General features: G+C 66.1%; 24 protein-coding genes and 1 pseudogene. 19 read left to right on the top strand and 6 right to left on the bottom strand.

Annotated elements, in window-relative coordinates; genetic code table 11:
* Positions 1-6: 6 nt before the first annotated feature.
* The 13 genes and pseudogenes from BR47_RS0111095 to nuoN all read left to right on the top strand — a co-directional run bounded on the left by BR47_RS0111095 (position 7) and on the right by nuoN (position 14,678).
* Entirely contained in the window at positions 7-564 is a 558-nt protein-coding gene (locus BR47_RS0111095) for a NuoB/complex I 20 kDa subunit family protein (protein WP_029119553.1), read from the top strand.
* Positions 561-1,235 (top strand): NADH-quinone oxidoreductase subunit C, encoded by a 675-nt coding sequence (locus BR47_RS0111090; RefSeq protein WP_020102712.1) that lies wholly within the window; start codon positions 561-563, stop codon positions 1,233-1,235. Before BR47_RS0111095 ends, BR47_RS0111090 begins: the two co-directional genes overlap by 4 nt.
* The gene (gene nuoD, locus BR47_RS0111085) at positions 1,235-2,560 is read left to right on the top strand and encodes an NADH dehydrogenase (quinone) subunit D (protein ID WP_029119552.1); all 1,326 of its coding nucleotides are present in this window, start codon (positions 1,235-1,237) and stop codon (positions 2,558-2,560) included. Before BR47_RS0111090 ends, nuoD begins: the two co-directional genes overlap by 1 nt.
* Positions 2,557-3,279 (top strand): NADH-quinone oxidoreductase subunit NuoE, encoded by a 723-nt coding sequence (nuoE, locus tag BR47_RS0111080; protein ID WP_029119551.1) that lies wholly within the window; start codon positions 2,557-2,559, stop codon positions 3,277-3,279. The genes nuoD and nuoE overlap by 4 nt, the downstream gene beginning before the upstream one ends.
* Positions 3,276-4,577: an NADH-quinone oxidoreductase subunit NuoF gene (gene nuoF, locus BR47_RS0111075; protein WP_020102715.1), complete on the top strand. Its 1,302-nt coding sequence runs from the start codon at positions 3,276-3,278 to the stop codon at positions 4,575-4,577. The genes nuoE and nuoF overlap by 4 nt, the downstream gene beginning before the upstream one ends.
* Positions 4,574-6,946 (top strand): NADH-quinone oxidoreductase subunit G, encoded by a 2,373-nt coding sequence (locus BR47_RS0111070; RefSeq protein WP_029119550.1) that lies wholly within the window; start codon positions 4,574-4,576, stop codon positions 6,944-6,946. The genes nuoF and BR47_RS0111070 overlap by 4 nt, the downstream gene beginning before the upstream one ends.
* Positions 6,943-8,172 carry an NADH-quinone oxidoreductase subunit NuoH gene (gene nuoH / locus BR47_RS0111065; protein WP_029119549.1) on the top strand — a complete coding sequence of 410 codons (1,230 nt, stop codon included), beginning with the start codon at positions 6,943-6,945 and terminating at the stop codon, positions 8,170-8,172. Before BR47_RS0111070 ends, nuoH begins: the two co-directional genes overlap by 4 nt.
* Positions 8,162-8,721: pseudogene (gene nuoI / locus BR47_RS0111060) on the top strand (NADH-quinone oxidoreductase subunit NuoI); the annotation flags it as partial. The gene nuoH and the pseudogene nuoI, both read left to right, overlap by 11 nt.
* Positions 8,704-9,414, top strand: a complete 711-nt coding sequence (locus tag BR47_RS0111055; protein ID WP_020102719.1) for an NADH-quinone oxidoreductase subunit J — start codon at positions 8,704-8,706, stop codon at positions 9,412-9,414. The pseudogene nuoI and the gene BR47_RS0111055, both read left to right, overlap by 18 nt.
* Positions 9,411-9,710, top strand: coding sequence for an NADH-quinone oxidoreductase subunit NuoK (gene nuoK, locus BR47_RS0111050; RefSeq protein ID WP_020102720.1), 300 nt, complete (start codon positions 9,411-9,413; stop codon positions 9,708-9,710). Before BR47_RS0111055 ends, nuoK begins: the two co-directional genes overlap by 4 nt.
* A 2-nt stretch (positions 9,711-9,712) precedes the next feature.
* Positions 9,713-11,596, top strand: a complete 1,884-nt coding sequence (nuoL, locus tag BR47_RS0111045; RefSeq protein ID WP_029119547.1) for an NADH-quinone oxidoreductase subunit L — start codon at positions 9,713-9,715, stop codon at positions 11,594-11,596.
* The gene (locus BR47_RS0111040) at positions 11,590-13,140 is read left to right on the top strand and encodes an NADH-quinone oxidoreductase subunit M (protein ID WP_029119546.1); all 1,551 of its coding nucleotides are present in this window, start codon (positions 11,590-11,592) and stop codon (positions 13,138-13,140) included. The genes nuoL and BR47_RS0111040 overlap by 7 nt, the downstream gene beginning before the upstream one ends.
* Positions 13,141-13,145: 5 nt before the next feature.
* A complete protein-coding gene (gene nuoN / locus BR47_RS0111035) occupies positions 13,146-14,678 on the top strand; it encodes an NADH-quinone oxidoreductase subunit NuoN (RefSeq protein ID WP_029119545.1) in 1,533 nt (510 codons plus the stop codon).
* 90 nt (positions 14,679-14,768) lie between these two features.
* Here nuoN and BR47_RS0111030 read toward each other — a convergent pair whose 3' ends face one another.
* Positions 14,769-16,007: an HNH endonuclease gene (locus tag BR47_RS0111030; RefSeq protein WP_029119544.1), complete on the bottom strand. Its 1,239-nt coding sequence runs from the start codon at positions 16,005-16,007 to the stop codon at positions 14,769-14,771.
* A 261-nt stretch (positions 16,008-16,268) separates the two neighbouring features.
* On the opposite strand from BR47_RS0111030, the gene BR47_RS30300 reads away from it, so the two are divergent.
* The 4 genes from BR47_RS30300 (at position 16,269) to BR47_RS0111010 (ending at position 19,679) form a co-directional block, all read left to right on the top strand.
* On the top strand, positions 16,269-16,751 hold the full coding sequence (locus tag BR47_RS30300) for a hypothetical protein (protein WP_141772166.1): 483 nt from the start codon (positions 16,269-16,271) through the stop codon (positions 16,749-16,751).
* Entirely contained in the window at positions 16,748-17,242 is a 495-nt protein-coding gene (locus BR47_RS0111020) for a hypothetical protein (RefSeq protein WP_029119543.1), read from the top strand. The genes BR47_RS30300 and BR47_RS0111020 overlap by 4 nt, the downstream gene beginning before the upstream one ends.
* Before the next feature lie 144 nt (positions 17,243-17,386).
* Positions 17,387-19,054 (top strand): cytochrome bc1 complex cytochrome b subunit, encoded by a 1,668-nt coding sequence (gene qcrB, locus BR47_RS0111015; protein WP_029119542.1) that lies wholly within the window; start codon positions 17,387-17,389, stop codon positions 19,052-19,054.
* 55 nt (positions 19,055-19,109) lie between these two features.
* On the top strand, positions 19,110-19,679 hold the full coding sequence (locus BR47_RS0111010) for a nitroreductase family protein (RefSeq protein ID WP_029119541.1): 570 nt from the start codon (positions 19,110-19,112) through the stop codon (positions 19,677-19,679).
* A gap of 39 nt (positions 19,680-19,718) precedes the next feature.
* Here BR47_RS0111010 and BR47_RS0111005 read toward each other — a convergent pair whose 3' ends face one another.
* Positions 19,719-20,255, bottom strand: coding sequence for a carboxymuconolactone decarboxylase family protein (locus tag BR47_RS0111005; protein WP_353582944.1), 537 nt, complete (start codon positions 20,253-20,255; stop codon positions 19,719-19,721).
* A gap of 99 nt (positions 20,256-20,354) precedes the next feature.
* Between BR47_RS0111005 and pdxR the strand changes: the two genes are divergently transcribed.
* On the top strand, positions 20,355-21,779 hold the full coding sequence (gene pdxR / locus BR47_RS0111000) for a MocR-like pyridoxine biosynthesis transcription factor PdxR (RefSeq protein ID WP_353582946.1): 1,425 nt from the start codon (positions 20,355-20,357) through the stop codon (positions 21,777-21,779).
* 66 nt (positions 21,780-21,845) lie between these two features.
* Positions 21,846-22,298: a hypothetical protein gene (locus BR47_RS30295; RefSeq protein ID WP_051634743.1), complete on the top strand. Its 453-nt coding sequence runs from the start codon at positions 21,846-21,848 to the stop codon at positions 22,296-22,298.
* Here BR47_RS30295 and BR47_RS0110990 read toward each other — a convergent pair.
* From BR47_RS0110990 to BR47_RS30290, 4 genes are all read right to left on the bottom strand, one after another.
* On the bottom strand, positions 22,265-22,753 hold the full coding sequence (locus BR47_RS0110990; protein WP_090562387.1) for an MBOE_33420 family protein: 489 nt from the start codon (positions 22,751-22,753) through the stop codon (positions 22,265-22,267). The two genes, BR47_RS30295 and BR47_RS0110990, sit on opposite strands and share 34 nt — an antisense overlap.
* Before the next feature lie 39 nt (positions 22,754-22,792).
* Complete coding sequence (locus BR47_RS0110985; protein ID WP_029119537.1) at positions 22,793-23,317, bottom strand: hypothetical protein; 525 nt, start codon at positions 23,315-23,317, stop codon at positions 22,793-22,795.
* 314 nt (positions 23,318-23,631) lie between these two features.
* Complete coding sequence (locus BR47_RS0110980; protein WP_036427104.1) at positions 23,632-24,147, bottom strand: hypothetical protein; 516 nt, start codon at positions 24,145-24,147, stop codon at positions 23,632-23,634.
* Positions 24,140-24,718: a hypothetical protein gene (locus BR47_RS30290; protein WP_020102782.1), complete on the bottom strand. Its 579-nt coding sequence runs from the start codon at positions 24,716-24,718 to the stop codon at positions 24,140-24,142. Before BR47_RS30290 ends, BR47_RS0110980 begins: the two co-directional genes overlap by 8 nt.
* Positions 24,719-24,760 lie beyond the last annotated feature (42 nt).

Below are 24,760 nucleotides of genomic sequence, written 5' to 3'. Positions count from 1 at the left end.
AGACCCATGGGACTCGAAGAACGCCTGCCCGGCGGCATCCTGCTGTCCACTGTCGAGAAGGTCGCGGGCTACGTACGCAAGGGGTCGCTGTGGCCCGCCACCTTCGGGCTGGCCTGCTGCGCCATCGAGATGATGGCGACCGCGGGCCCGCGCTTCGACATCGCGCGCTTCGGCATGGAGCGGTTCTCCGCGACGCCGCGCCAGGCCGATCTGATGATCGTCGCCGGCCGTGTGAGCCAGAAGATGGCGCCGGTGCTGCGTCAGGTGTACGACCAGATGGCCGAGCCCAAATGGGTGCTGGCCATGGGTGTGTGCGCCTCCTCGGGCGGCATGTTCAACAACTACGCGGTGGTGCAGGGTGTCGACCACATCGTGCCCGTCGACATCTACCTGCCGGGCTGTCCGCCGCGGCCGGAGATGCTGCTCAACGCAATTCTCAAGCTGCACGCCAAGATTCAGGAGATGCCGCTGGGTGTGAACCGGGCCGAGGCGATCGCCGCGGCCGAGGAAGCCGCCCTGCAGGCCCGTCCCACCATCGAGCTGAAGGGACTGCTGCGGTCATGACGGACGCGCCGGACCAGACGGGACCCGAGGTGATCGGGACGCGGCGCGGCATGTTCGGTGTGCGCGGCAGCGGCGACACGTCGGGCTACGGCCGGTTGGTCCGGGAGGTGGCCCTGCCCGGCAGCTCACCCCGGCCCTACGGCGGCTACTTCGACGACGTCGTCGACACCTTGGCGGCGGCCCTCGGTCCCGACGACTTCGGCGCCGCGATCGAGCGCGTCGTGGTGTTCCGCGACGAACTGACCCTCGAGGTGCACCGCGACCACCTTGTCGCCGTGGCTCAGGCGCTACGGGACGAACTGCGATTCGAACTGTGCCTGGGAGTGTCCGGGGTGCACTACCCAGACGACACCGGTCGCGAGTTGCACGCCGTCTACCCGCTGATGTCCATCACCCACAACCGCCGGATTCGTGTCGAGGCGTGCGCTCCCGATGCCGATCCGCATGTGCCGTCGCTGTATTCGGTGTATCCGACGACCGACTGGCACGAGCGGGAGACCTACGACTTCTTCGGCATCATCTTCGACGGCCACCCTGCCCTGACCCGGATCGAGATGCCCGACGACTGGGTGGGCCATCCGCAGCGCAAGGACTACCCGCTCGGCGGAATCCCGGTCGAGTACCACGGTGCGAAAATCCCGCCCCCGGACGAACGGCGGGCCTACAACTGATGACTCAGGACAACGAACCCGATGGCCGCGAACGCGTGGTCACCGTCGGCGGTCAAGACTGGGCCGACGTCGTGGCAGCGGCACGCGAGAGCGCGGTGGCCGGCGAGCGCATCGTGGTCAACATGGGGCCGCAGCATCCGTCCACCCACGGAGTGCTGCGGCTGATCCTCGAGATCGACGGCGAGACCATCACCGAGGCCCGGTGCGGAATCGGCTACCTGCACACCGGAATCGAGAAGAACCTCGAATACCGCACCTGGACGCAGGGCGTCACCTTCGTGACCCGCATGGACTACCTGTCGCCCTTCTTCAACGAGACGGCGTACTGCCTCGGCGTCGAGAAGCTGCTGGGCGTCACCGAGGATATCCCCGAGCGCGCCAGCATCATCCGGGTCATGTTGATGGAACTCAACCGCATCTCGTCGCACCTGGTCGCGCTGGCGACCGGCGGCATGGAGCTGGGCTCCATGTCGGCCATGTTCTTCGGCTTCCGGGAACGCGAACTGGTGCTGTCGATATTCGAGACCATCACCGGGCTCCGGATGAACCACGCCTACGTCCGCCCCGGCGGCCTGGCCGCCGACCTGCCCGATGAGGCACTGCCACAACTTCGGGAACTGCTCAAGCTGCTGCCCAAGCGGTTGCGCGACATGGAGAATCTGCTCAACGAGAACTACATCTGGAAGGCCCGCACGCAGGGGGTCGGATACCTGGACCTGACCGGGTGCATGGCACTAGGTATCACCGGACCGGTGCTGCGTTCGACGGGGCTGCCGCACGACCTGCGGAAGTCGCAGCCGTACTGCGGATACGAGTCGTACGACTTCGACGTCATCACCGACGACCAGTGTGATGCCTACGGCCGCTACATCATTCGGGTCCGTGAGATGCACGAGTCCATCAAGATCGTCGAGCAGTGTGTCGAGAGGCTCGGCAAGGTCGCCGGGCCGGTGATGATCACCGACAAGAAGCTGGCCTGGCCCGCGGATCTGAAGGTCGGCCCCGACGGCCTGGGCAACTCGAAGGAACACATCGCCAAGATCATGGGCTCGTCGATGGAGGCCCTGATCCACCACTTCAAGATCGTGACCGAAGGTATCCGGGTGCCCGCCGGGCAGGTGTACGTCGCCGTCGAATCGCCGCGCGGCGAGCTGGGCGTGCACATGGTCTCCGACGGCGGCACCCGGCCCTACCGGGTGCATTACCGCGACCCGTCGTTCACGAATCTGCAAGCGGTGTCGGTGATGTGCGAGGGCTCCATGGTTGCCGACGCCATCGCCGCGGTGGCATCGATCGATCCGGTGATGGGAGGCGTCGACAGGTGACCGCTATCGAACTGCGTCTCGGGCCGCGTCCGGACGAGCCCGGCCCACCGATCGGTCAAGGGCCGCAGTCCTATTCGCCTGAGGTGACCGAGCGCCTGGCCGCCGACGCCGCGGTGATCATCGCCCGCTACCCCAGTGCCCGCTCGGCGCTGCTGCCGCTGCTGCATCTCGCCCAATCCGAGGACGGGTACCTCACCCCTGCCGGAATCTCTTTCTGCGCTGCGCAACTGGACCTCAGCACCGCCGAGGTCACCGCGGTCGCGACGTTCTACTCGATGTACCGCCGCACCCCGACAGGCGAGTACCTCGTCGGGGTGTGCACCAACACGCTGTGCGCCATCATGGGCGGCGACGCCATCCTCGAATCACTGGAGGACCACCTGGGTCTCGGCGCCGGCGAGACCACCGCCGACGGCCGGGTCACGCTGGAGCACGTCGAATGCAACGCCGCCTGCGATTACGCGCCGGTGGTCATGGTGAACTGGGAGTTCTTCGACAACCAAACCCCCAGTTCCGCACGTGATCTCGTCGACTCGCTGCGCGCCGGTGAGCCGGTCACCCCGACGCGGGGCGCGCCCCTGTGCACCTTCAGGGACACCGCACGCATCCTCGCCGGCTTCCCCGATGAACGCCCCGGCAGCAACGACTCCGAACCAGGCGCGGCCACCCTCGCCGGGTTGCGCGTCGCGCAGGAGCGCGGGATGGAGGCGCCGCAATGACACTCGCGCCGGTGCTGAGCAGACATTGGGATCAGCCGCAATCGTGGACGCTGCAGAGTTACGTGCGGCAGGGCGGCTACCAGGCATTGCGGGCGGTATTGCGGATGCAACCCGCCGAAGTCATTGCGCTGGTCAAGGATTCCGGACTGCGCGGCCGCGGCGGCGCGGGTTTCCCCACGGGGACCAAATGGTCCTTCATCTCGCCCGACGACGGCCGTCCGCACTATCTGGTGGTCAACGCCGACGAATCCGAACCCGGGACGTGCAAGGACATTCCGCTGATGCTGGCCTCGCCGCACGCGCTGGTGGAAGGCGCGATCATCGCGTCGTACGCCATCGGCGCCCGGCACGCATTCATCTACGTGCGCGGTGAGGTGGTTCCAGTCCTGCGCCGTCTACAGGGTGCCGTCGCCGAGGCCTACGCGAACGGCTACCTCGGCACCAATATCGCCGGCACCGGGTACGACCTGGATCTGGTGGTTCACGCCGGGGCGGGTGCGTACATCTGCGGCGAGGAGACCGCGCTGCTCGACTCCCTGGAGGGCCGCCGCGGCCAACCGCGGTTGCGTCCGCCATTCCCCGCGGTCGCCGGGCTGTACGCGTGCCCGACCGTGGTCAACAACGTCGAATCGATCGCCAGTGTCCCGTCGGTGATCCGCGGTGGGGTCGACTGGTTCCGGTCCATGGGGTCCGACAAGTCGCCCGGCTTCACGCTGTACTCGCTGTCCGGTCACGTCACCCGCCCGGGGCAATACGAAGCCCCCCTGGGGATTTCGCTACGCGAACTGCTCGAGTATGCCGGCGGGGTGCGGGCCGGGCACCAGCTGAAGTTCTGGACACCGGGCGGATCGTCGACGCCGATGCTCACGCCCGAACATCTGGACGTCCCGCTGGACTACGAAGGCATGGCCGGGGTCGGCTCGATGCTGGGCACCAAGGCACTGCAGATTTTCGACGAGACCACCTGCGTGGTGCGGGCCGTCCGGCGGTGGACCCAGTTCTACGCGCACGAATCCTGCGGCAAGTGCACGCCGTGCCGCGAGGGCACCTACTGGCTGGCGCAGATCTATGCCCGGCTGGAGAACGGACAGGCCCAGGCGGCCGATCTGGACAAACTGCTCGACATCTCCGACGCCATCCTCGGCAAGTCGTTCTGCGCCCTCGGCGACGGTGCGGCCAGCCCGATCATGTCTTCGCTCAAGTACTTCCGCGACGAATACGTCGCACACCTGAACGGCGGCTGCCCCTTCGACCCGCACGCCGCCACGCTCTTCGCCACGGAAGGAGCGGGCGCATGACGGTCACCGAGCCGGCGAAGGACACCGCCGCGGTCGAGATGGTCTCGTTGACCATCGACGACCAGCAGATCAGTGTGCCCAAGGGCACGTTGGTGATTCGCGCGGCCGAACTCATCGGCGTCCAGATTCCCCGGTTCTGCGACCACCCCCTGCTCGACCCGGTGGGCGCCTGCCGGCAGTGCCTCGTCGAGGTGGAGGGTCAACGGAAACCGTTGGCATCGTGCACCACCACGGTCACACCCGACATGGTCGTGCGTACCCAGGTGACGTCGGAGACCGCCGACAAGGCACAGCACGGCGTGATGGAACTGCTGCTGATCAACCATCCGCTGGACTGCCCCGTCTGCGACAAGGGCGGCGAATGCCCGCTGCAGAACCAGGCGATGTCCAACGGCCGCAGTGATTCTCGCTTCGAGGACGTCAAGCGCACCTACCCCAAGCCCATCAATCTGTCGGCGCAGGTCCTGCTCGACCGGGAACGCTGCGTGCTGTGTGCGCGCTGTACCCGGTTCTCGAATCAGGTCGCCGGTGACCCGTTCATCGAGCTGCTGGAACGTGGCGCGCTGCAGCAGGTCGGCATCGGCGGCGATGATCCGTTCGACTCGTACTTCTCCGGCAACACCGTGCAGATCTGTCCCGTCGGCGCACTGACCGGGACCGCGTACCGGTTCCGGGCCCGGCCTTTCGACCTGGTCTCCTCCCCCAGCGTCTGCGAACACTGCGCCTCGGGCTGTGCGCAGCGCACCGACCATCGCCGCGGAACGGTGTTGCGCCGCTTGGCCGGTGACGATCCCGAGGTCAACGAAGAGTGGAACTGCGACAAGGGCCGCTGGGCCTTCACCTACGCCACGCAGGGTGATCGGATCACCACGCCGTTGATCCGCGAGGCCGACGGCGCCCAGCGCCCGGCATCGTGGCCGGAAGCGGTCGCTGTCGCGGTGCGCGGCCTATCGGCGGCCGGCGCCCGGACCGGTGTCCTGGTCGGCGGACGACTCACCACCGAAGACGCCTACGCGTATGCGAAGTACGCGCGGATTGTGCTGGGCACCAACGACATCGACTTCCGCAACCGGGTGCACAGCGACGAGGAAGCCCAGTTCCTGGCGGCCTCCGTCGCCGGTCAGCCGATGCGGGTGACGTACGCCGACCTGGAGCAGGCGCCCGTCGTGCTGCTCGTCGCGTTCGAGCCGGAAGATGAATCGCCGATCGTCTACCTGCGGCTGCGCAAGGCCTTCCGCAAGCACGGCCTGAAAGTTGTTGCGGTGGCGCCGTTCGCGAGCCGCGGCCTGGAGAAGATGGGCGGCACCCTCATCTCCGCCGCACCCGGCCGCGAACCCCGCGCACTCGACGCCGTCGAAGTGTTGCCGCCCGGTTCGGTCATTCTCACCGGTGAGCGGCTGGCGGGCGTGCCCGGCGGCTTCTCCGCCGTGGCCCGCCTGGCGGAGCGTACGGGCGCGGCCGTCGGCTGGGTGCCGCGGCGGGCCGGCGAGCGCGGTGCGCTGGAAGCCGGTGCGGCCCCAAATCTGTTGCCCGGCGGCCGTTCGGTGACCGATTTGCCGTCACGCACCGAAGTTGCCGTCGCCTGGCACGTCGACGAACTGCCCGACGCCCCGGGCCGCGACACCACCGCGATACTCGCCGCCGCAGCCGGCGGTGAGCTCGAGGCCGTCCTGGTCGCCGGGGTGGAACTCGACGACCTGCCCGACCCGGAGCTCGCGCAGCAGTCGCTCGGTGCCGCGAAGTTCGTGGTGAGCATGGAGGTACGCCGCAGCGCCGTCACCGACCTCGCGCACGTCGTGTTCCCGGTGACACCTGTCGTCGAGAAGGCCGGCAGCTTCGTGAACTGGGAAGGGCGACACCGTGCATTCGGCGCGGCGCTGCCGCCCGCCACGCGCGCGGACATGGGGGTGCTGGCCGCGCTCGCCGACGAACACTGCATCGATCTGGGTCTGCGCGACGTCGCGGCGGTGCGCAACGAGATGAACCGCCTGGGGTGCTGGACCGGACCCCGGCCCGCCGCACCGGAGTTCACCGCGCCCCCGAACCCGGTGCCCGGTGCGGGACAGGCGGTCCTCGCCGGCTGGCGGATGCTGTTGGATGCCGGGCGCCTGCAGGACGGCGAACCTCATCTGGCCGCCACGGCGCGTCCGGCGGTCGCCCGGTTGTCGCCTGACACGGCCGCGAGCGTCGGCGCGTCCGAAACCCTCACGGTCAGCACCGATCGCGGCAGTCTCACCCTGCCCCTCGAGATCACCGACATGCCGACCGGCGTGGTGTGGCTGCCGCTGAACTCGCCGGGGTCGACGGTCCACGCGACGCTCGGCGTCGCCCCCGGTGCGGTCGTCTCGATCAGCGGAGCGGCGACGTGAACTATCCCGACCTTTCCTCTTTCGGCCTCGACCCGTGGTGGCTGGTCCTCGCCAAAGCCCTTGGCGTTTTTATATTCCTGGTGCTGACGGTGCTCGTCGCCATCCTCCTCGAACGCCGGGTGTTGAGCTGGATGCAGATGCGCATCGGACCGAACCGAGTGGGGCCGTTCGGGTTACTGCAGAGCCTGGCCGACGGCGTCAAGCTCGCGCTGAAGGAAGGGCTGGTCCCCGCCGGTGTGGACAAGCCGATCTACCTGCTGGCGCCGATCATCTCGGTGATCCCGGCGATTATGGCGTTCGCCGTCATCCCGATGGGACCACTGGTCCACGTCTTCGGGCACGAGACGCCGCTGCAATTGACCGACCTGCCGGTCGCGGTGTTGTACGTCCTCGCGGTCACCTCGATCGGGGTGTACGGAATCGTGTTGGCGGGCTGGGCTTCCGGCTCGACCTATCCCCTGCTCGGCGGGCTGCGGTCCAGCGCGCAGGTCATCTCGTACGAAATCGCGATGGCACTGTCGTTCGCCGCGGTGTTCCTGTACGCGGGCACCATGTCGACGTCGCAGATCGTCGCGTCGCAACAGGGCCGCTGGTACGTCTTCCTCCTGCTGCCGTCGTTTCTGATCTATGTCATCTCGATGGTCGGCGAAACGAACCGGGCGCCTTTCGATCTGCCCGAAGCCGAGGGCGAGCTGGTCGGTGGTTTCCACACCGAGTACTCGTCGCTGAAGTTCGCGATGTTCATGCTCGCGGAGTACGTCAACATGACGACGGTCTCGGCGCTGGCCACCACCCTGTTCCTCGGTGGTTGGCAGGCGCCCTGGCCGCTGAGCCTCATTCCCGGAGCCAACACCGGCTGGTGGCCGCTGCTGTGGTTCATCGGCAAGGTGTGGGCGTTCCTGTTCATGTTCATGTGGCTCCGGGCCACGCTTCCGCGCCTGCGGTACGACCAGTTCATGGCGTTGGGCTGGAAGGTGCTCATCCCGATCTCGCTGGCGTGGATCATGATCGTCAGCATCGTGCGGACGCTGCGACTGCAGGGTCACGACAGCTGGCCCGTCGTTCTGGCCTTCGCCAGCGCCATCGCGGTGGTCGCCATCGGCGGTGCGCTGTGGAATACGGCGCGGCGCAAATCGGCTCGCATGCGTGCCCCGGCCGTCGAGCCACCGCCCGGCGCGTTCCCGGTGCCGCCCATCCCGGCCAAGGAGGTTCACCATGCCCGGTAGGCCCAAATTCATCGACGCCATCGCGGGCTTCGGCGTCACCTTCGGCACGATGTTCAAGAAACCGGTCACCGAGCAGTATCCCGAGGAGCCCGGTCCGGTCGCGCCCCGCTATCACGGCCGCCATCAGCTCAACCGCTACGACGACGGCCTCGAGAAGTGCATCGGGTGCGAACTGTGCGCGTGGGCCTGCCCCGCCGACGCGATCTTCGTCGAAGGCGCGGACAACACTGCGGAACAACGGTTCTCCCCCGGCGAGCGGTACGGCCGGGTTTACCAGATCAACTATCTGCGGTGCATCGGCTGCGGGCTCTGCATCGAGGCCTGCCCGACGCGGGCGCTGACCATGACCAACGACTACGAGATGGCCGACGACAACCGGTCCGATCTGATCTACGGCAAGGACAAGCTCCTGGCGCCGCTGAAACCCGACATGACCGCGCCGCCGCACGCCATGGCCGAGGGCAGCACCGACGAGGACTACTACCGCGGCAACATCACCGCGGACGGCCTGACGCGGCGCGAGGCGGCCAAGTGACCGGAGAGGCCGTGACGTTCTGGGTGCTCGGTACCGTGTCGGTGCTCGGTGCCATCGCCATGGTGGCCGCTCCCAAAGCGGTGTACTCGGCAATGTTCCTGGCCAGCACCATGATCAGCCTCGCGGTGCTCTACATCGCCCAGGACGCGGTGTTCCTCGGCGTCGTGCAGGTGGTGGTCTACACCGGTGCGGTCATGATGTTGTTCCTGTTCGTCCTCATGCTCATCGGTGTCGATTCGGCGGACTCGCTCATCGAAACCATTCGGGGACAACGCGTTGCCGCCGTCGTCGCCGGCATCGGGTTCGGCATCGCGGTGATCGCCGGCATCGGCAGCCTCGGTACCAACGTCGTCGGTCTCGAACACGCGAACCGGGCCGGCAACGTCCAGGGCCTGGCGGTACTGATCTTCACGCGCTACCTGTGGGCCTTCGAGACGACCAGCGCCCTGCTCATCACCGCGGCGCTGGGCGCCATGGTGCTGACCCACCGCGAACGGTTCGAACACCGAAAGACCCAGCGCGAGCTGGCAATCGAACGGTTCGCCCCGGGCGGGCATCCGACGCCGCGACCGAACCCCGGTGTGTACGCGCGGCACAACGCCGTCGACATCCTGGCCCGGTTGCCCGACGGATCGGACGCCGACATGTCCGTCAGCGCCGTCCTGCCCCGGCGCAGTGTGTCCACCGACGATGGGAACGCCTCATGAATCCCACCAACTATCTGTATCTCTCGGCGCTGCTGTTCACCATCGGCGCGGCCGGTGTGCTGCTGCGCCGCAACGCCATCGTCATGTTCATGTGCGTCGAATTGATGCTCAATGCCGCCAATCTGGCGTTCGTCACGTTCTCCCGGATGCTCGGCGAACTCGACGGTCAGGTGGTGGCGTTCTTCACCATGGTGGTGGCTGCCTGTGAGGTGGTGGTGGGACTGGCGATCATCATGACCATCTTCCGTTCCCGACGGTCGGCGTCAGTGGACGCCGCGAGCCTGCTGAAGCAGTGACCGTGACGACATCCGTGTGGTTGCTGATCGCGCTGCCGCTGGCCGGTGCGGCGATACTGCTGCTCGGTGGGAAGGCCACCGACGCGTGGGGTCATCTGCTCGGCTGCGCCACGGTGGTCGGCGCCTTCCTCGTCGGCGCGACGCAGTTCGTGGCAATGTCCGGTCGCGACAATGACTTCCGGATGGTGCACGAGACGTTGTTCTCCTGGGTACCCGTCGCGCAGCTCCAGGTCGATTTCGGCTTACGCCTGGACCAGTTGTCGGTGTGCTTCGTCCTGCTCATCACCGGCGTCGGCGCGCTGATCCACATCTACTCGATCGGGTACATGGAGAAGGACGCCGCTCGCAGGCGTTTCTTTGCCTACCTCAACCTGTTCGTCGCGGCCATGCTGCTGCTGGTGCTGGCCGACAACTATCTCGGTCTGTACGTCGGGTGGGAAGGCGTCGGCCTGGCGTCGTACCTGCTGATCGGGTTCTGGTCGCACAAGCCGTCGGCGGCAACGGCCGCGAAGAAGGCGTTCGTCGTCAACCGCGTCGGCGACATCGGGCTGGCGCTGGCCCTGGCGGCGATGTTCGCCCACGCCGGAACCCTCTCGTACACGGGTGTTTTCGCACAGGCGCCACATCTCGCCGCGACCACCGTCACCCTCATCGGTCTGCTGTTGCTGCTGGCGGCCTGCGGCAAGTCCGCTCAGGTACCGCTGCAGTCCTGGCTCGGGGACGCCATGGAGGGCCCGACACCCGTGTCGGCGCTCATTCACGCGGCCACCATGGTCACGGCCGGCGTGTACCTGGTGGTGCGGTCGGCTCCGATCTTCAACCAATCCGCCGACGCCCGGTTGGCGGTCGCCGTCGTCGGGGCCGCCACGCTGTTGTTCGGCGCGGTGATCGGCTGTGCGAAGGACGACATCAAGAAGGCCCTCGCGGCGTCGACCATGAGCCAGATCGGCTACATGATGCTGGCCGCCGGTCTGGGTCCCGCCGGTTACGCCCTCGCGATCCTGCATCTGCTGGCGCACGGCTTCTTCAAGGCCGGCCTGTTCCTCGGCGCCGGTTCGGTGATGCACGCCATGGACGACGAGACCGACATGCGCCGCTACGGCGGACTGCGCGCCGCCATGCCCGTCACATTCGCCACGTTCGGCATGGGTTACCTCGCGATCATCGGTATCCCGCCGCTGTCCGGCTTCTTCTCGAAAGACCCCATCATCGAGACCGCGTTCGCGGCCGGTGGCGCCAAAGGGCTGCTGTTCGGTGGCGCCGCCCTGCTGGGTGCGGGCATCACCGCGTTCTACATGACTCGCGTCATGCTGATGACGTTCTTCGGGGAAAAGCGTTGGCGTGCCGAGGCGCATCCCCACGAATCGCCGTCGGTCATGGGCTGGCCGATGGTGGTGCTCGCCGCTGGGTCCATCGGTGCGGGTGCGCTGCTCGCTGTCGGCGGGAAGTTGGAGCACTGGCTGGAACCCATCGTCGGCTACCACGAGCCCGAGCATGCGGTGCCCGCTTGGCTGCTCACGGTCGTCACGCTCGCGGTGGTCGGTGTGGGCGTCGCGATCGCGTACCGGATGTACGCGCGCCAACCCGTCCCGATCAGCGCGCCGGTGAACGTCTCCGGGCTGACGGTCGCCGCCCGCAATGATTTGTACGGCGACGCGTTCAACGAGCGGGCCCTGATGGTCCCGGGCCGGCGGTTCACCAAGAACCTGGTGGACTTCGACGACGTCGCGGTCGACGGCGTCACCCGCGAACTCGCCGCGCTGGTCCGCAGCGGATCGCAGGATCTTCGACGCTGGCAGAACGGGTTCGCCCGGTCGTATGCGCTGTCCATGTTGGCCGGAGCGGCATTGATTGCGGCCGCCATTCTCACGGTGAGGGTGTGGTGACCGGAATGTGGTGGCTGACGGCGTTGTGGGCCGTCCCGATGGCCGGCGGTGCGGCAGTGATCCTGTTGCCTGCCGGCGCACGGGCTTTCGCCCGCTGGGCCGCCCTCGCGGTGTCTCTCGTGGTGCTCGTCATCGCGCTGGTGCTGGGGCTGCGCTTCGACCCGGCCGGAGCGCGCTACCAGTTCGTGGAGAACCACCCGTGGATACCGTCATTCGGCACCGGATACATCCTCGGGGTCGACGGCGTGGCCCTGGTGTTGATCGCGCTGACCGCTGTCCTGGTACCGCTGCTGATCATCGCCGGCTGGAACGACACCGACACGAATGATGCCGGTACGCAAGCCAGGTCGACCCACGCCTACTTCGCGTTGATCCTCGCCGTCGAATCGATGGTGCTGATCTCCCTGGTGTCACTGGACATCCTGCTGTTCTACGTGTTCTTCGAAGCCATGCTGATCCCGATGTACTTCCTCATCGGGGGTTTCGGCGCGGACCGGCCGGCCGCGTCCAAGGCGACGGTGAAGTTCCTGCTGTACAACCTGTTCGGCGGCCTGATCATGCTGGCCGCGGTCATCGGGCTGTACGTGGCGACCGCCAACAGTCCGGCTTTCACCCACGGCTCCTTCGATTTCCGTGCCGTCGCGGACGCCGTGCGCTACGGCAACCTCAACATCAGCCCGGGGATCGCCAACGCGCTGTTCGGCGGGTTCATGTTCGCGTTCGCGGTCAAGGCGCCCCTCTGGCCGCTGCACCGTTGGCTGCCCGACGCAGCGGTGCACGCCACACCGGCCACGGCCGTGCTGATGATGGCGGTCGTCGACAAGGTAGGCACATTCGGCATGCTCCGGTACTGCCTGCAGCTCTTCCCGTCGTCCGCCGCGACATTCCGGCCGTTGATCATTGCTCTGGCCGTCATCGGCATCGTCTACGGGGCCATCGTCGCCATCGGCCAGACGGACGTCATGCGCCTGATCTCGTACACCTCGATCTCGCACTTCGGCTTCATCATTCTGGGCATCTTCGCGATGACCGAGCAGGCGCAGTCCGGCGCCGCGCTGTACATGGTGAACCACGGCATCTCGACCGCCGCGCTGTTCCTGATCGCCGGATTCCTGGTGTCCCGCCGGGGATCTCGCGCCATCGCCGACTACGGCGGTGTGCAGACCGTCGCGCCGATCCTGGCCGGCACGTTCTTGATCGCCGGACTCGCGACGCTGTCCCTGCCTGGCCTGGCACCGTTCATCAGTGAATTCCTGGTTCTGGTCGGCACATTCATCCACTACCCCGCCGTCACCGCCGTCGCGGCCACGGCCCTGGTGCTCTCCGCGCTCTACATCCTGTGGATGTACCAGCGGATGATGACGGGCCCCGTCGCCGCCGGCAACGACAAGTTGCGCGACCTGGTACCGCGTGAGCTGACCGTGGTCGTGCCGCTGGTTGCCCTGCTGCTGGTTCTCGGCGTCTACCCCAAGCCCGCGCTGGACATCATCAATCCGGCTGTCGGACATACCTCGTCGAGCACCGCCCAGGGGGTCGCCCGGTGACACCCATCCCCGCGCCGTCCGTCGAGTACGGCCTGCTCTCGCCGATGCTGATCGTGTTCGGCATCGCACTGGCAGGCGTGCTCGTGGAGGCCTTCGCACCGCGCTCGGCGCGATACCGCGCGCAGGTCGCGTTGAGCATCGGCGGCCAGGCGGTGGCCCTCGTGGCCGTGGTTTCCCAAGCGCTGCACCTGGGTTCGGCGATCGGCCGGCCCGCAGTTCTCGGGGCGATCGCCATCGACCGCCCAGCGCTCTTCCTGCAGGGCACCCTGCTGGGCGTCAGCCTATTGGCAACATTGCTGATGGCACAACGGGTTTCGGACGGCAGTGGGCTGGCCGCGTTCACCCCACAGGCCGCGACCGTGCCCGGTAGCGCCGCCGAACAGATCGCCCTCAAAACCGGAGTCACCCAGACCGAGGTGTTCCCGCTGGCGATGTTCGCACTCGGCGGCATGATGCTGTTCGGCGCATCCGACGATCTGCTGACGATGTTCGTCGCACTCGAGGTGCTGTCGCTGCCGCTCTACCTGATGTGCGGCCTGGCCCGCCGGAATCGGCTGCTGTCGCAGGAAGCGTCGCTCAAGTACTTTCTGCTGGGAGCGTTTTCGTCGGCGTTCTTCCTCTTCGGTGTCGCGATGCTCTACGGCTACTCGGGCAGCCTGAGCCTTTCGGGCGTCGCCGCCGGCCACGGACCGGCATCCCTCGGGCTCATCGGTATCGCACTGCTGTGCGTTGGCCTGTTGTTCAAAGTCGGTGCGGTGCCATTCCATTCGTGGGTGCCCGACGTATATCAAGGAGCACCAACGCCGGTGACGGCCTTCATGGCGTCGGCCACCAAGATCGCCGCATTCGGTGCGCTGCTGCGGGTCTGCTACGTGGCACTGCCGGCGCTGGCCAACGACTGGCGGCCGGTGCTGTCGATCATCGCGGTGCTGTCCATGGCGGTGGGCACGGTGATCGCCATCGCACAGAACGACGTCAAGCGCATGCTGGCGTACTCCTCGGTGGCACATACGGGTTTCATCCTCACCGGCGTGATCGCGCTCAACGACAACGGACTGTCGGCGTCGTTGTTCTATCTGTTCGCCTACGGGTTCAGCACGCTCGGTGCCTTCGCGGTCGTGAGTGTGGTGCGCCGCGCCGACGGTGACGAGGAAGGTGACCTCCGGCGGTGGGCCGGACTCGGACGCCGGCATCCGTTCTTCGGTGTGGTGTTCGCGTTGTTCCTCCTGGCATTCGCCGGCATTCCGCTGACCAGTGGATTCGTCAGCAAGTTCGCGGTCTTCAAAGCCGCGGCCGAGGGTGGCGCCTCATCCCTGGTTGTCATCGGTGTGATCGTCAGTGCCGTCGCCGCGTACTTCTACGTCCGCGTGATCGTCCTGATGTTCTTCACCGACCCGGTCGAGGACGGTCCAGAAGTGCAGTCGGGCAGCTTGAGCACCGCGATGATCGGGCTCACCGCCTTTGTGACGCTGGCGCTGGGTGCCGTCCCGCAGCCGGTGCTGGACCTGGCCAACCACGCGGGTCAGTTCCTGCGGTGAGCGGGCCTGCTGCTTCCACCCGCCGCCGAAGCAGCAGGCCCGCGATGCGCTATCACTATTGAGTTTTCAAGGTGCACAACGCTTTAGGTCTTAGGCGGCCACGTCGAGTCGCATGGTGCGGCGGTTGTAGGCGGGGATGGGTCTGCGCTGCGGGTCGACACTGGCCGGCGGGATGAGCCAGGGGTGCTTGTCCATTCCCATAACGACGTCCCAGCCGTCGTGGTGAACGTTCGCGTGACAGGCCGGGCACAACAGGCACCCATTGGCCAGCGATGTTTCGCCGTCGTGGGTCCAATGCACGATGTGGTGGGCATGCGTACGCCCGGGCGGCGCCCCGCACTTGATGCAGCAACCATCGCGCAGATACAGGGCTTTGCGCAGATGGGCGGGGAACAGGCGTTTCTCCCGCCCCATATCGAGGGGCACTTGTTCCCCGTCCACAATCATCGTGGTGACGGTGGTGTCGCACGTGAGCCGGTCCAGGGTCATGGTGCTGATCGACCCGATGAACTCCAACGTGGCCAAGTCCGGGGTATCGGCGGGCACCGTCACCAACAACTGGGTGCGGGGCGCCGAAGCGACCTCCCCACCACGGGCGGCGATATCCAACACCGCCTCCAGCGCATCCGCCCGCCGCCGGGAAGCCGAGCGCACATCGGGGCTGCCGTCGGGTTCGGGCCGCGGCGCCGACAGTTCCTCCACCGCGGCCACCAGCTTGGCACCCACCTCGGCGTCCAGATCGGCGCGCACCTGCACCCGGCCGTCGCTGGTCACCCGGTGATCGACGGTGTTGACCGACCGATCCTCGGCCGCGGGCAACCCGCCTTCGGCAGCGGCGACCCGGTTCCCCAACCGCCGCGCCCGAGCACCGATCTCGGCGGGAGTGGCCCCGGAGAAGAACTGCCCCAACAGGTCGCTCACCTGCGCGAAGCGGGCCTCGTCGTCGACCGGTCCGGGTGCGCGGGCGCGAATGTGGTTGATGCCTTTGACGATCGCATCGACATGCTCCCCCGAGACCGCCCCGTCGGCGGCATGCGCAGCCAGGGTCGGCAACATCGGCAAGGCGCCGCCGACCCGGACCAGCCGCTCGGCCACCGACGGCGCACACCCCAACGCCATCAACAACTCCCGCGGCGTCCGGCCCTGCCCGGCGGCCACCGCGCAGCGGTCCAGCACCCCGGTCAGCATCGCCGCCAGATGATCGATCACATTGCGCAGCGTCACCACACACCTCAGCGCCGCCACCGCGTCGTCCCCGGGCATGTCGTCGGGGATGACGACGCCGCGAAGGCGATCGAGAAGTGGGTTGAGATCCGGTGCGATTTCCATGCCCAATTGTATCGAACATATGTTCGACTCGCAAAGGGGTTGCGCTGATTCGAACTTTGGCAGAGTCGCGCATCAGAACGTAGCCAGACTTGGGGGCGAATGGGTCATGGCCAGATCACGACGTACGACGATCGCCGCCGTCTCGCCACCCCGATACTCGTTGAACTGGACATCGGAGCCCGTTGTCCACCCGAGTGGTACCCGGTTCCGCCACGAAACTGGCCCCTGACAAGCGGCCAATGAGTACCTAGCCTCGTAATCATGGCGACGGAGTTGGCAGTTGGGCATGCGCGCCAGGTGAGTCTGGCAAGCGCCGCTCTACCCCCGCGCCTCCAGCAGGCTGACTATCTCGACGTCTTCGATGTCACCGTCGCCGAATCCGACGCCCGTACGCCCGAAACGCTGGCGCGGCAGGCGCTCGAGCGATCCGGCCCGCCCATCCGCGAGGGAATCCGCTTCGCGCACAAGGCATTCCTGCTGTTCCGGCTCGGGCCGGCGGACTCACCGCAGCATGTCCTCGGCTGGCGTATCGCGGAGTCGACACCCGATGCAGTTCGCCTGGAGGCCGAATCGCCACTGATGGACGGAACCTTGATCCTCCGCCGAGTGAATGCCTCGACAGGCCAACTCATCACCGCACTGCACTACAAACATCGACGGGCTGCGGCGGCGGTCTGGAAGGCCATCGGTCCCATCCACCGCACGGCCGCCCCGTATCTGATGAACAAGGTGGCCACCCGATGATCGGTGACCGCTGGGGCGTCACCGACGCCGAGACACGGGCTCGCTACGGCTGCGACAGCTATGTCCCGAGTCCCTCGCTCGAGGCGTGGCGCGGAGTGACCGTGAACACCGGCCCAGATCGGTTGTGGCCGTGGCTTGTTCAAGTGCGACTGGCACCGTACTCGTATGACTGGATCGACGACCTGGGCCGGGAATCGCCCCACGAGTTGCAGAACCTGAGCGATCCTCGGCCCGGCGATCCCTTCACTGCCAGTGCCGGCCGGCCGTTGGGCAAGGTGCTCTCGGTGGACCACCAGGTGCAGTTGACCGCGCAGATCATGGGCGCTCACATGTCCTATCAGCTCACCCCGATCGACGATCACAGAACTCGGCTGGTGCTGAAAGTGACTGCCCCACAGTCGTGGCGGCTCGCAGCTCCCCTGCTCAGCGTGGGCGATCTCGTGATGGCGCGGCGGCAGCTACTGAATCTCAAGCATCTCGCCGAGACCTAGCGGCGGACGTCCGGCGCCGACTTTCACAAGAAGGCTGCGACGCCGTGGCCTGGATTCATGACGCAGGTCACGACGTGGAACTGTCACAAAAAATGCTCCACGTGTGTCTTATGGGTAGCGCGTTCATCGCAAAGGAGGCAGGACATGAATGGCGACCCGGTCTCACGACCGCAACAGACGACACCGGCATCGGATTTTCTTGCTCCCCAGGGGAATGCGATCGACTCGCGGTACCACCCGTCCGGGGCGGTGCGTCGGCAGCTGAACAAGGTCTTCCCGACGCACTGGTCCTTCCTGCTCGGTGAGATCGCCATGTACAGCTTTGTGGTCCTGTTGCTCACGGGCGTGTACCTCACGTTGTTCTTCGACCCGTCGATGGCTGAAGTCACCTACAACGGCGTCTACCAACCGCTGCGCGGCGTGCAGATGTCGCGTGCCTACGAATCGGCCCTGGAGATCTCCTTCGAGGTCCGCGGCGGCCTGTTCGTGCGCCAGATTCACCACTGGGCCGCATTGATGTTCGCCGCATCGATCATGGTGCACATGGCGCGGGTGTTCTTCACCGGTGCGTTCCGCCGCCCACGGGAAGCCAGCTGGGTGACGGGGGCGGTGCTGCTGATCCTGGCCATGTTCGAGGGTTACTTCGGCTACTCGCTGCCCGACGACCTGCTCTCCGGTATTGGTCTGCGCGCCGCCCTGTCCTCGATCACCCTGGGTATCCCGGTCATCGGCACCTGGATGCACTGGGCCCTGTTCGGCGGGGACTTCCCCGGCCAAACCATCATCCCGCGCATGTACGCCCTGCACGTATTGATCATTCCCGCAATCATTTTGGGCCTCATTGCGGTCCACCTGGTCTTGCTGTGGTTCGGCAAGCACACCCAATTCCCGGGCGCGGGGCGCACCGAGAAGAACGTCGTCGGTGTACGCGTCCTTCCGGTCTTCGCCGTCAAATCCGGGGGATTTTTCGCGATGGTCACCGGTGTCCTGGGCATCATGGGTGGTCTGCTGCAGATCAACCCGATCTGGGAACTGGGCCCCTACAAGCCCTCACAGGTGTCCGCCGGTAGCCAGCCCGACTTCTACATGATGTGGACCGAAGGCCTGGCCCGTATCTGGCCGGCCTGGGAGTTCTACCCCTTCGGCCACACCATCCCCGCCGTCATGGGTGTCGCCGTGATCATGGGTCTGGTGTTCGGTCTGCTGATCGCCTGGCCGTTCCTGGAGAAGAAGTTCACCGGCGACGACGCCCACCACAACCTGCTGCAGCGTCCGCGTGACGTGCCGGTCCGCACCGCCATCGGTGCCATGGCCATCGCGTTCTACATGGTGCTCACCCTGGCCGCGATGAACGACATCATCGCGCTCAAGTTCGACATCTCCCTGAACGCCACTACCTGGATCGGCCGCATCGGCATGGTCGTTCTGCCCGCGGTGGTCTACTACCTGACCTACCGCTGGTGTGTGGGTCTGCAGCGCAGCGACCGCGCCGTCCTCGAGCACGGCATCGAGACCGGCATCATCAAGCGGCTGCCGCACGGCGCGTACGTCGAGCTGCACCAGCCGCTGGGCCCGGTCGACGACCACGGCCACCCCATCCCGCTGGAATACCAGGGTGCCGCACTGCCCAAGCGCATGAACAAGCTCGGCTCCGCCGGCTCCCCCGGCACCGGCAGCTTCCTGTTCGCCGACTCCGTCGTCGAACAAGCCGCCCTCGCCGACGCCGAACACGCCGCCGAGCACAAGGCACTCACCGCCCTCAAGGAATACCAGGACGAAATCTCGCCCAACGGCGCAGGCAGGCACCACTAGTCTCGAGCACACCACATTGGTTGTGAAACAAGGCGTTTCCACTCATGATGCTGGTGTGACCGAGTGTGAGAATGCCGCGGCTGACGGAGTTCATCCCCTCCTGGCGGAGCGGTTCAGCCCGGTGGCGTTCGACCGGGACGCGACCCTGAGTGACGATCAGGTCGACGTTCTGCTCGAGGCCGCCCGCCTGACGCCATCGGCGGGAAACTCCCAGCCGTGGATGTTCATCGTGGGTCGCCGGGACGACCCGGTCCACTCACGGATCGTGAATCACCTCGCACCCAGCTCAGCGCGCTGGGCTCTCGATGCCGCGCTGCTGGTCGTGAATCTGGCTCATATCCTCGTCGAGGACACCGACTGGGAGTTCTCTGAATTCGCGCGATACGACCTCGGACAAGCGGTCGCCCACATGACGATTCAGGGACTGGTCATGGGACTCGGTGCGCATCAGTTCCGCGCGTTCGACCGTGACGCTGTCGCCCGCGAATTCGACGTCCCGGCTGCCTGGGAGGTGACGTCGATGACGGCTTTTGGACCGACTGGGCGCCCGTCGAGCGAAAAGACGCAACCTGCACCGAACCGCGCTCGATTGTCACGAAGCGAAATCACCTGGGCCAGAGCGTAATCAGCTCAGCCTCGCCTGCCTACCCGGAAAACGGCGTCATCACGCGATGGAATCGCTTGCGCCACTGCGGACCTCGGGCTGCGGGATCAGGCATAGCGTTCCACCCGCCGTGTCCATCGGCCGAATACCCAGGCCCTGGTTGAGGCGACCACGCTGGTTCTCCCAGGCGATTTCCGCAGCGATCTCCATCAACTGCGCCTTACTGAGGTGTGTGAGCAACTCCTCACGCAAGCCTTCGGAGAGGACCGCGGGCGTGCGGGACATCTCTTCGGCGAATTGAATGCAGAGCTTCTCAAGGTGCGTGAACTCATCGCTGTCGCGGTAGTTCACCAGGGCGATCAGTTTCTCCTCCGAGAACCCCTCACTCCGGCCGAGGGTGTCGGAGATGTCGATGCAGAATTCGCAGTGCGTCAACATCGCCGCCTTGATCCCCGCGAGCAGCTTCAGTTCGGTGGGCGCCCGACCACTGAACAACAGCGCCATTTCGTAGAGCGCATTCGCCGCCGCGATGAGCGGACGCCGGATCAGCCAACCCGGTAGGTCCCAACGGTTTTGGCGGGCCTTCGCCGACACCACTAGGTGTACCCAGATGCGCTTCAGAATTCTCATGACGCGTTCTCCTCGATTCCGTCACCAGCGCACGGCGGCTGCGGTATAGCCTCATGTTAGGTCGCCATTGGACGCAAGTTAGGAACCAATATTTCAGTTGAATCGGGTACCACTTCAGGTCCGGAGCTGCTCATCGAGCTGGACCGGACCAGTGGTGCCGACGCGCTGCATCGCCAGCTGACCGACGGCCTGCGGGACGCGATCCGGACCGGTCGGCTCACACCGAAAACCCGACTGCCCTCCAGCCGCGTGCTCGCCGCAGACCTCCAGGTGTCGCGTCGCCTCGTCGTCGACGCGTACAGCCAGCTCGTCGCCGAGGGCTTCCTGCAGAGCCAACAAGGTTCTGGCACAACGGTTGCCGCTGTCGACACGACCACCCGGGTGTCGCAACCGTCGCGTCCAGACCGCCGAACATTCGACATCGACTTCGCACCCGGGGTGCCCGACCTGTCGAGTTTCCCCAGACAAAGTTGGTTGCGCGCGCTGCGTCAGGGGCTGTCCTCCATCGAATCCCCGTCGCTCGGATACGCCTCCCCCAAGGGCCTACCGGACGCTCGCGCCGCGGTGTCGGACTACCTGAGACGCACCCGTGGCGTGCTGGCCGATCCGCAGCGCGTCGTCTTGTGTTCCGGAGCAACGCAGGCCATTGCACTACTGGCCCAGGTGCTGCGACATCGCGCCATCGCGATGGAGGAACCCGGATTCTGGTTGCACCGCATGGTTTTCCGTCAGCACGGCATTGAGCCGGCCCCCATCCCGGTCGACGACGACGGACTCGACGTCACGGCACTCGCCAACACCGTGGCATCGACGGTGCTGGCAACCCCGGCCCACCAATCCCCGACCGGGGTGGTGCTGTCCCCCGCCCGCCGCACCGCGCTGCTCGAATGGGCGCGAGCAGGCAATCTCGTCATCGAGGACGACTACGACGCCGAATACCGCTACGACCGGGCACCCGTCGGCGCGCTGCATGCCCTGGCCCCCGACCGCGTCGTCTACCTCGGCTCGGTGAGCAAAACTCTGGCCCCCGGTTTGCGGCTCGGTTGGATGGTCCTGCCCCCGGATCTTGTCGGCCCCGTCGTGTCGGCGAAAAGCCTTGCCGACACCGGCAGTTCAGTCATGGATCAACTCGCCTTCGCGACCCTGCTCCGTTCCGGCGACTACGACCGGCATCTGCGGCTCATGCGTCGCCGCTATCTGGCCCGGCGCAATGCCCTGCTGGCAGCACTCGGTCGGTACCTCCCCGAAGCGGGGGTGCTCGGCGCTGCCGCCGGCGTCCATCTCACGGTGCGCTTGCCCACCGACTGCAACATCGACGGCATCGTGCGCGAGGCCGCGAACCAGCGGGTACGCATCGATCCACTGTCCTGGTGCTATACCGAACCCGACTGCGCCCCACCGGGATTGATTCTCGGCTACGCCAACCTGACGGAGTCACAGATCGACGCCGGCGTACGGGCCATCGCGGCAGCAGTCGGCCACGCGACGTAAGTGGTACCCGGTACCACCGCCAAAGTGGCGCCTGACACTGGGCCATTGCGCGCCTAATCTCGAGCCATGACGACGCGAACACCGTTGCGGATCGTGCTGGTGACCTGCGCGATCCTCGGCCTGATAACGCTGATCCTCGGCATCTGGGCGTTCGTCGCACCGATGTCGTTCTTCGAGGTGCTCGCACCGTTCGAGCCCTACAACCGCCACTTCCTGCATGACGCCGGCGTCCTGCAGATCGGTGTCGGAGTCGCGATGCTGCTGGCCGCGGCGCAGCGGTCACCCGTGGAGGTAGCGCTCGGCGGCTTCATCGCGTTCGAAGCGCTCCATGTCGTGTCGCACGTGATCGACAGGGATCTCGGTGGCCGGCCTGCCTTCGATATCACGGCTCTCACGATCCTCACCCTTGCCGGAGTCGCCGCGTTGGTCGTCGGTCGACGGAAGCACGGCGACACGCCAGAGCCCGCGCCGACCACCCCAGCCGCCTACGTGGGCGTCAAGGTGAACGGCAGCCAGTAGGTCCCCGCTCCGTCACCGGGGCAACCCGGCGCGGCGACGGTGAACGTCCGCTCGCCGGTGAAGCTGCCGTCGCCGTTGGGTTTCAGGAAATCGGACCGGAATGCCGTCACCGCAGCGCCATTCGGGCCACAGTGGAACGGGTAGTCTCCCGATGACTCCCAGCGGTCGCCCGTCCACCGGTAATCGAACAGCGCCGGCGCATTCGGATTCTCTTTGAGCTCAGTCACTCTCAGCCAGTGCGCAACACAACCGGCGGCGTCGCACACGGTCCGGAACAAGGCCGCCTGGGTCGACGGGTCCGAGGCGTCTGGACGGCCGTTGAACGTCTGACGCGAGTGATCGAGAAACGTGTCGTAGCTCCCGTAGAGCGGCACCGGTTCCGCACGATCGGCGGGCGCCAACGGAGGCGTCACCATCAGCACCAACGCGGGCAGCGCACAAATTTTCGGCAGCATGCCTTTGAATAGCACACTGCCCGGAGCCCTGGGGGCGATCTAACATCGCAGCTGCCACCGGTCGACCGTGTTACGCAATGTGTAGGTATGCCAGGCATCTCCGTGCAGCAGCAGGGTGACCTCGCTGGGACCGGATGGTGCGTGACCGATACCCGAGTCGTGACAACAGATGGCGTCGATGTCGGTGTCCACGAAAACACTGACGCCGATCACACCCGAAGGGCCGACCAGCAACTGACGGTCGGGGTTACTACGATCGCCGATGGCCAAGAGACCGCTGGCGATGTTGAGGCGGCCATCAAAGGCCCGGACGCCCAGCCCTCCGGTGTCCGAGCCGGACAGCACGCGAACCCGAATCAGCCGGCCGACGGCGTCACGCTCGTCGGCACTCATGGCCCCTACCCACAGAGCCATCTGCACCTGCGCGGACTCGGGGTTGATACCGGGCCGTACGTAGGTACCCGTAACTCCCTGTGTCCCAGCATCTTCAATCACTACGACGCCGCGGTCGGGTGCGATCATGATGTCGCACAGCAGCTTGTTCGTTGCCGTTCGTGCCGCCATGTCTCCTCTTTCCGCAGCCAAATATGGCAATCACATTCCCCTCGTCTTCGCGAGGTCCCGCCTCATGCGGGCAATGGTCGATGCTGTTCAATCCGCCCATGGGTCGTCCGCGAAGTACTGACCCGGATCGGGTGGATTTCTCCGGCCAGCTGTTTCTCCCGGTTTACGAGCGGGAGCGGTGATCGCAGTCCAGAACAGCGCCGGTACCGATGCGAGACACCTCAGAACCCTCGACACGTCACGAAACATCTACTCTCCCTTGGCCTCTCGAGTGATTTCGGCGGCATAAGTCGCGTTGGCACCCTGATGGCCGGTCACACACTGGGCGAAATCGATAGCGCGGCCGCAAATTCGAGGAGTTGCCCCATGGCTTCCTGACCATCGTCTGCGTTCTTGTCGAAGAGGTAGCACTCGACGTAGTGCTGGCTGTCCTCAGGAGTGGTCCTGGTCGTGCTGTTGACTATCGGCGTGTACAACCGCAGGCGCACCGACACCAGCTCGTGCGAACCGTCAGGCAGGACGTCATAGTCGGTGTGCAGCGCCTGATCACTGAGCCGCGAGAGCAGAACGGTCCGCACCGACGACTGGAACATCGGGTGCGGCAGTCGGCTATCGTGACCAGCGCATTCCGTGTCAGAGCCGTGCCACAGGATCAGCCGTCGTCCGTCGGTGATCGCGACCTCTTGCCACGTCGGGCGCTGTGTGAGCACGAATGAGTAAGCAGAGTCGAAGTTGATGAAAGCACGCAAATTGTTCAGCGCCGCTTCAGGATTGCGAATGCCCAGCATTACGGCTTGCTGAAGATGCCTGTGTGATGCCCAGTCAGCCATGTGCGGCAAGCACCCTTCCGAATTGAATCAGCCGTTCCATCTGTGCTCGTCCGCCGTCGGTGACGGACTTGCTGAACAGCAGTTCCTCGCTGAAGGCCTCGGTTCTCGATGGGGTCTTGGCCAGGGTGTAGTCGGCCGTGTTGGTCACCAGCCGCAGTTCAACGCTGTGCAGTGACCGTCCGCCACGGTGGTCGATGCGATACCCGACCTTGAGATTTCGATCGGTCAACGCGGACAGCGGAATCGAGCGCAGCGTGGACGTCAGCAAGGGTGCGCCGGGCTCGGGATCGTCGTCGTCGGTGAGTTCGTCGTCACCCATCCACAGCAGCAATGTCCGGCCGTCGGTCACAGCGACCTCTTGGTACAACGATTCGCGCGAATCCTTTTCTTCGAGTGTGCGTTCCATGACGAATGCCGTGATCGCGGCCGGATCCATCACTCGGTACAACGCCTCCAACGCGATCGCGGGATCACGCAGGTATGCCTCCGCCGCTTGCGCCAAGTCGGAGTAGGGCGCCCAGTCCTGGTGAGTGTCCGGCCCGCTGGGTCGGCCGGGCGATAGTTCGGTCATCGAGATCAGCTCTCTGATGGCGCCAACACGCGCAGTGCGGGC

Source organism: Mycobacterium sp. UNC410CL29Cvi84, from assembly GCF_000686745.1.
GTDB lineage: Bacteria > Actinomycetota > Actinomycetes > Mycobacteriales > Mycobacteriaceae > Mycobacterium > Mycobacterium mucogenicum_B.
Note: the sequence above shows the minus strand (reverse complement) of the source record. Positions and strands in the feature narration are given on the sequence as shown.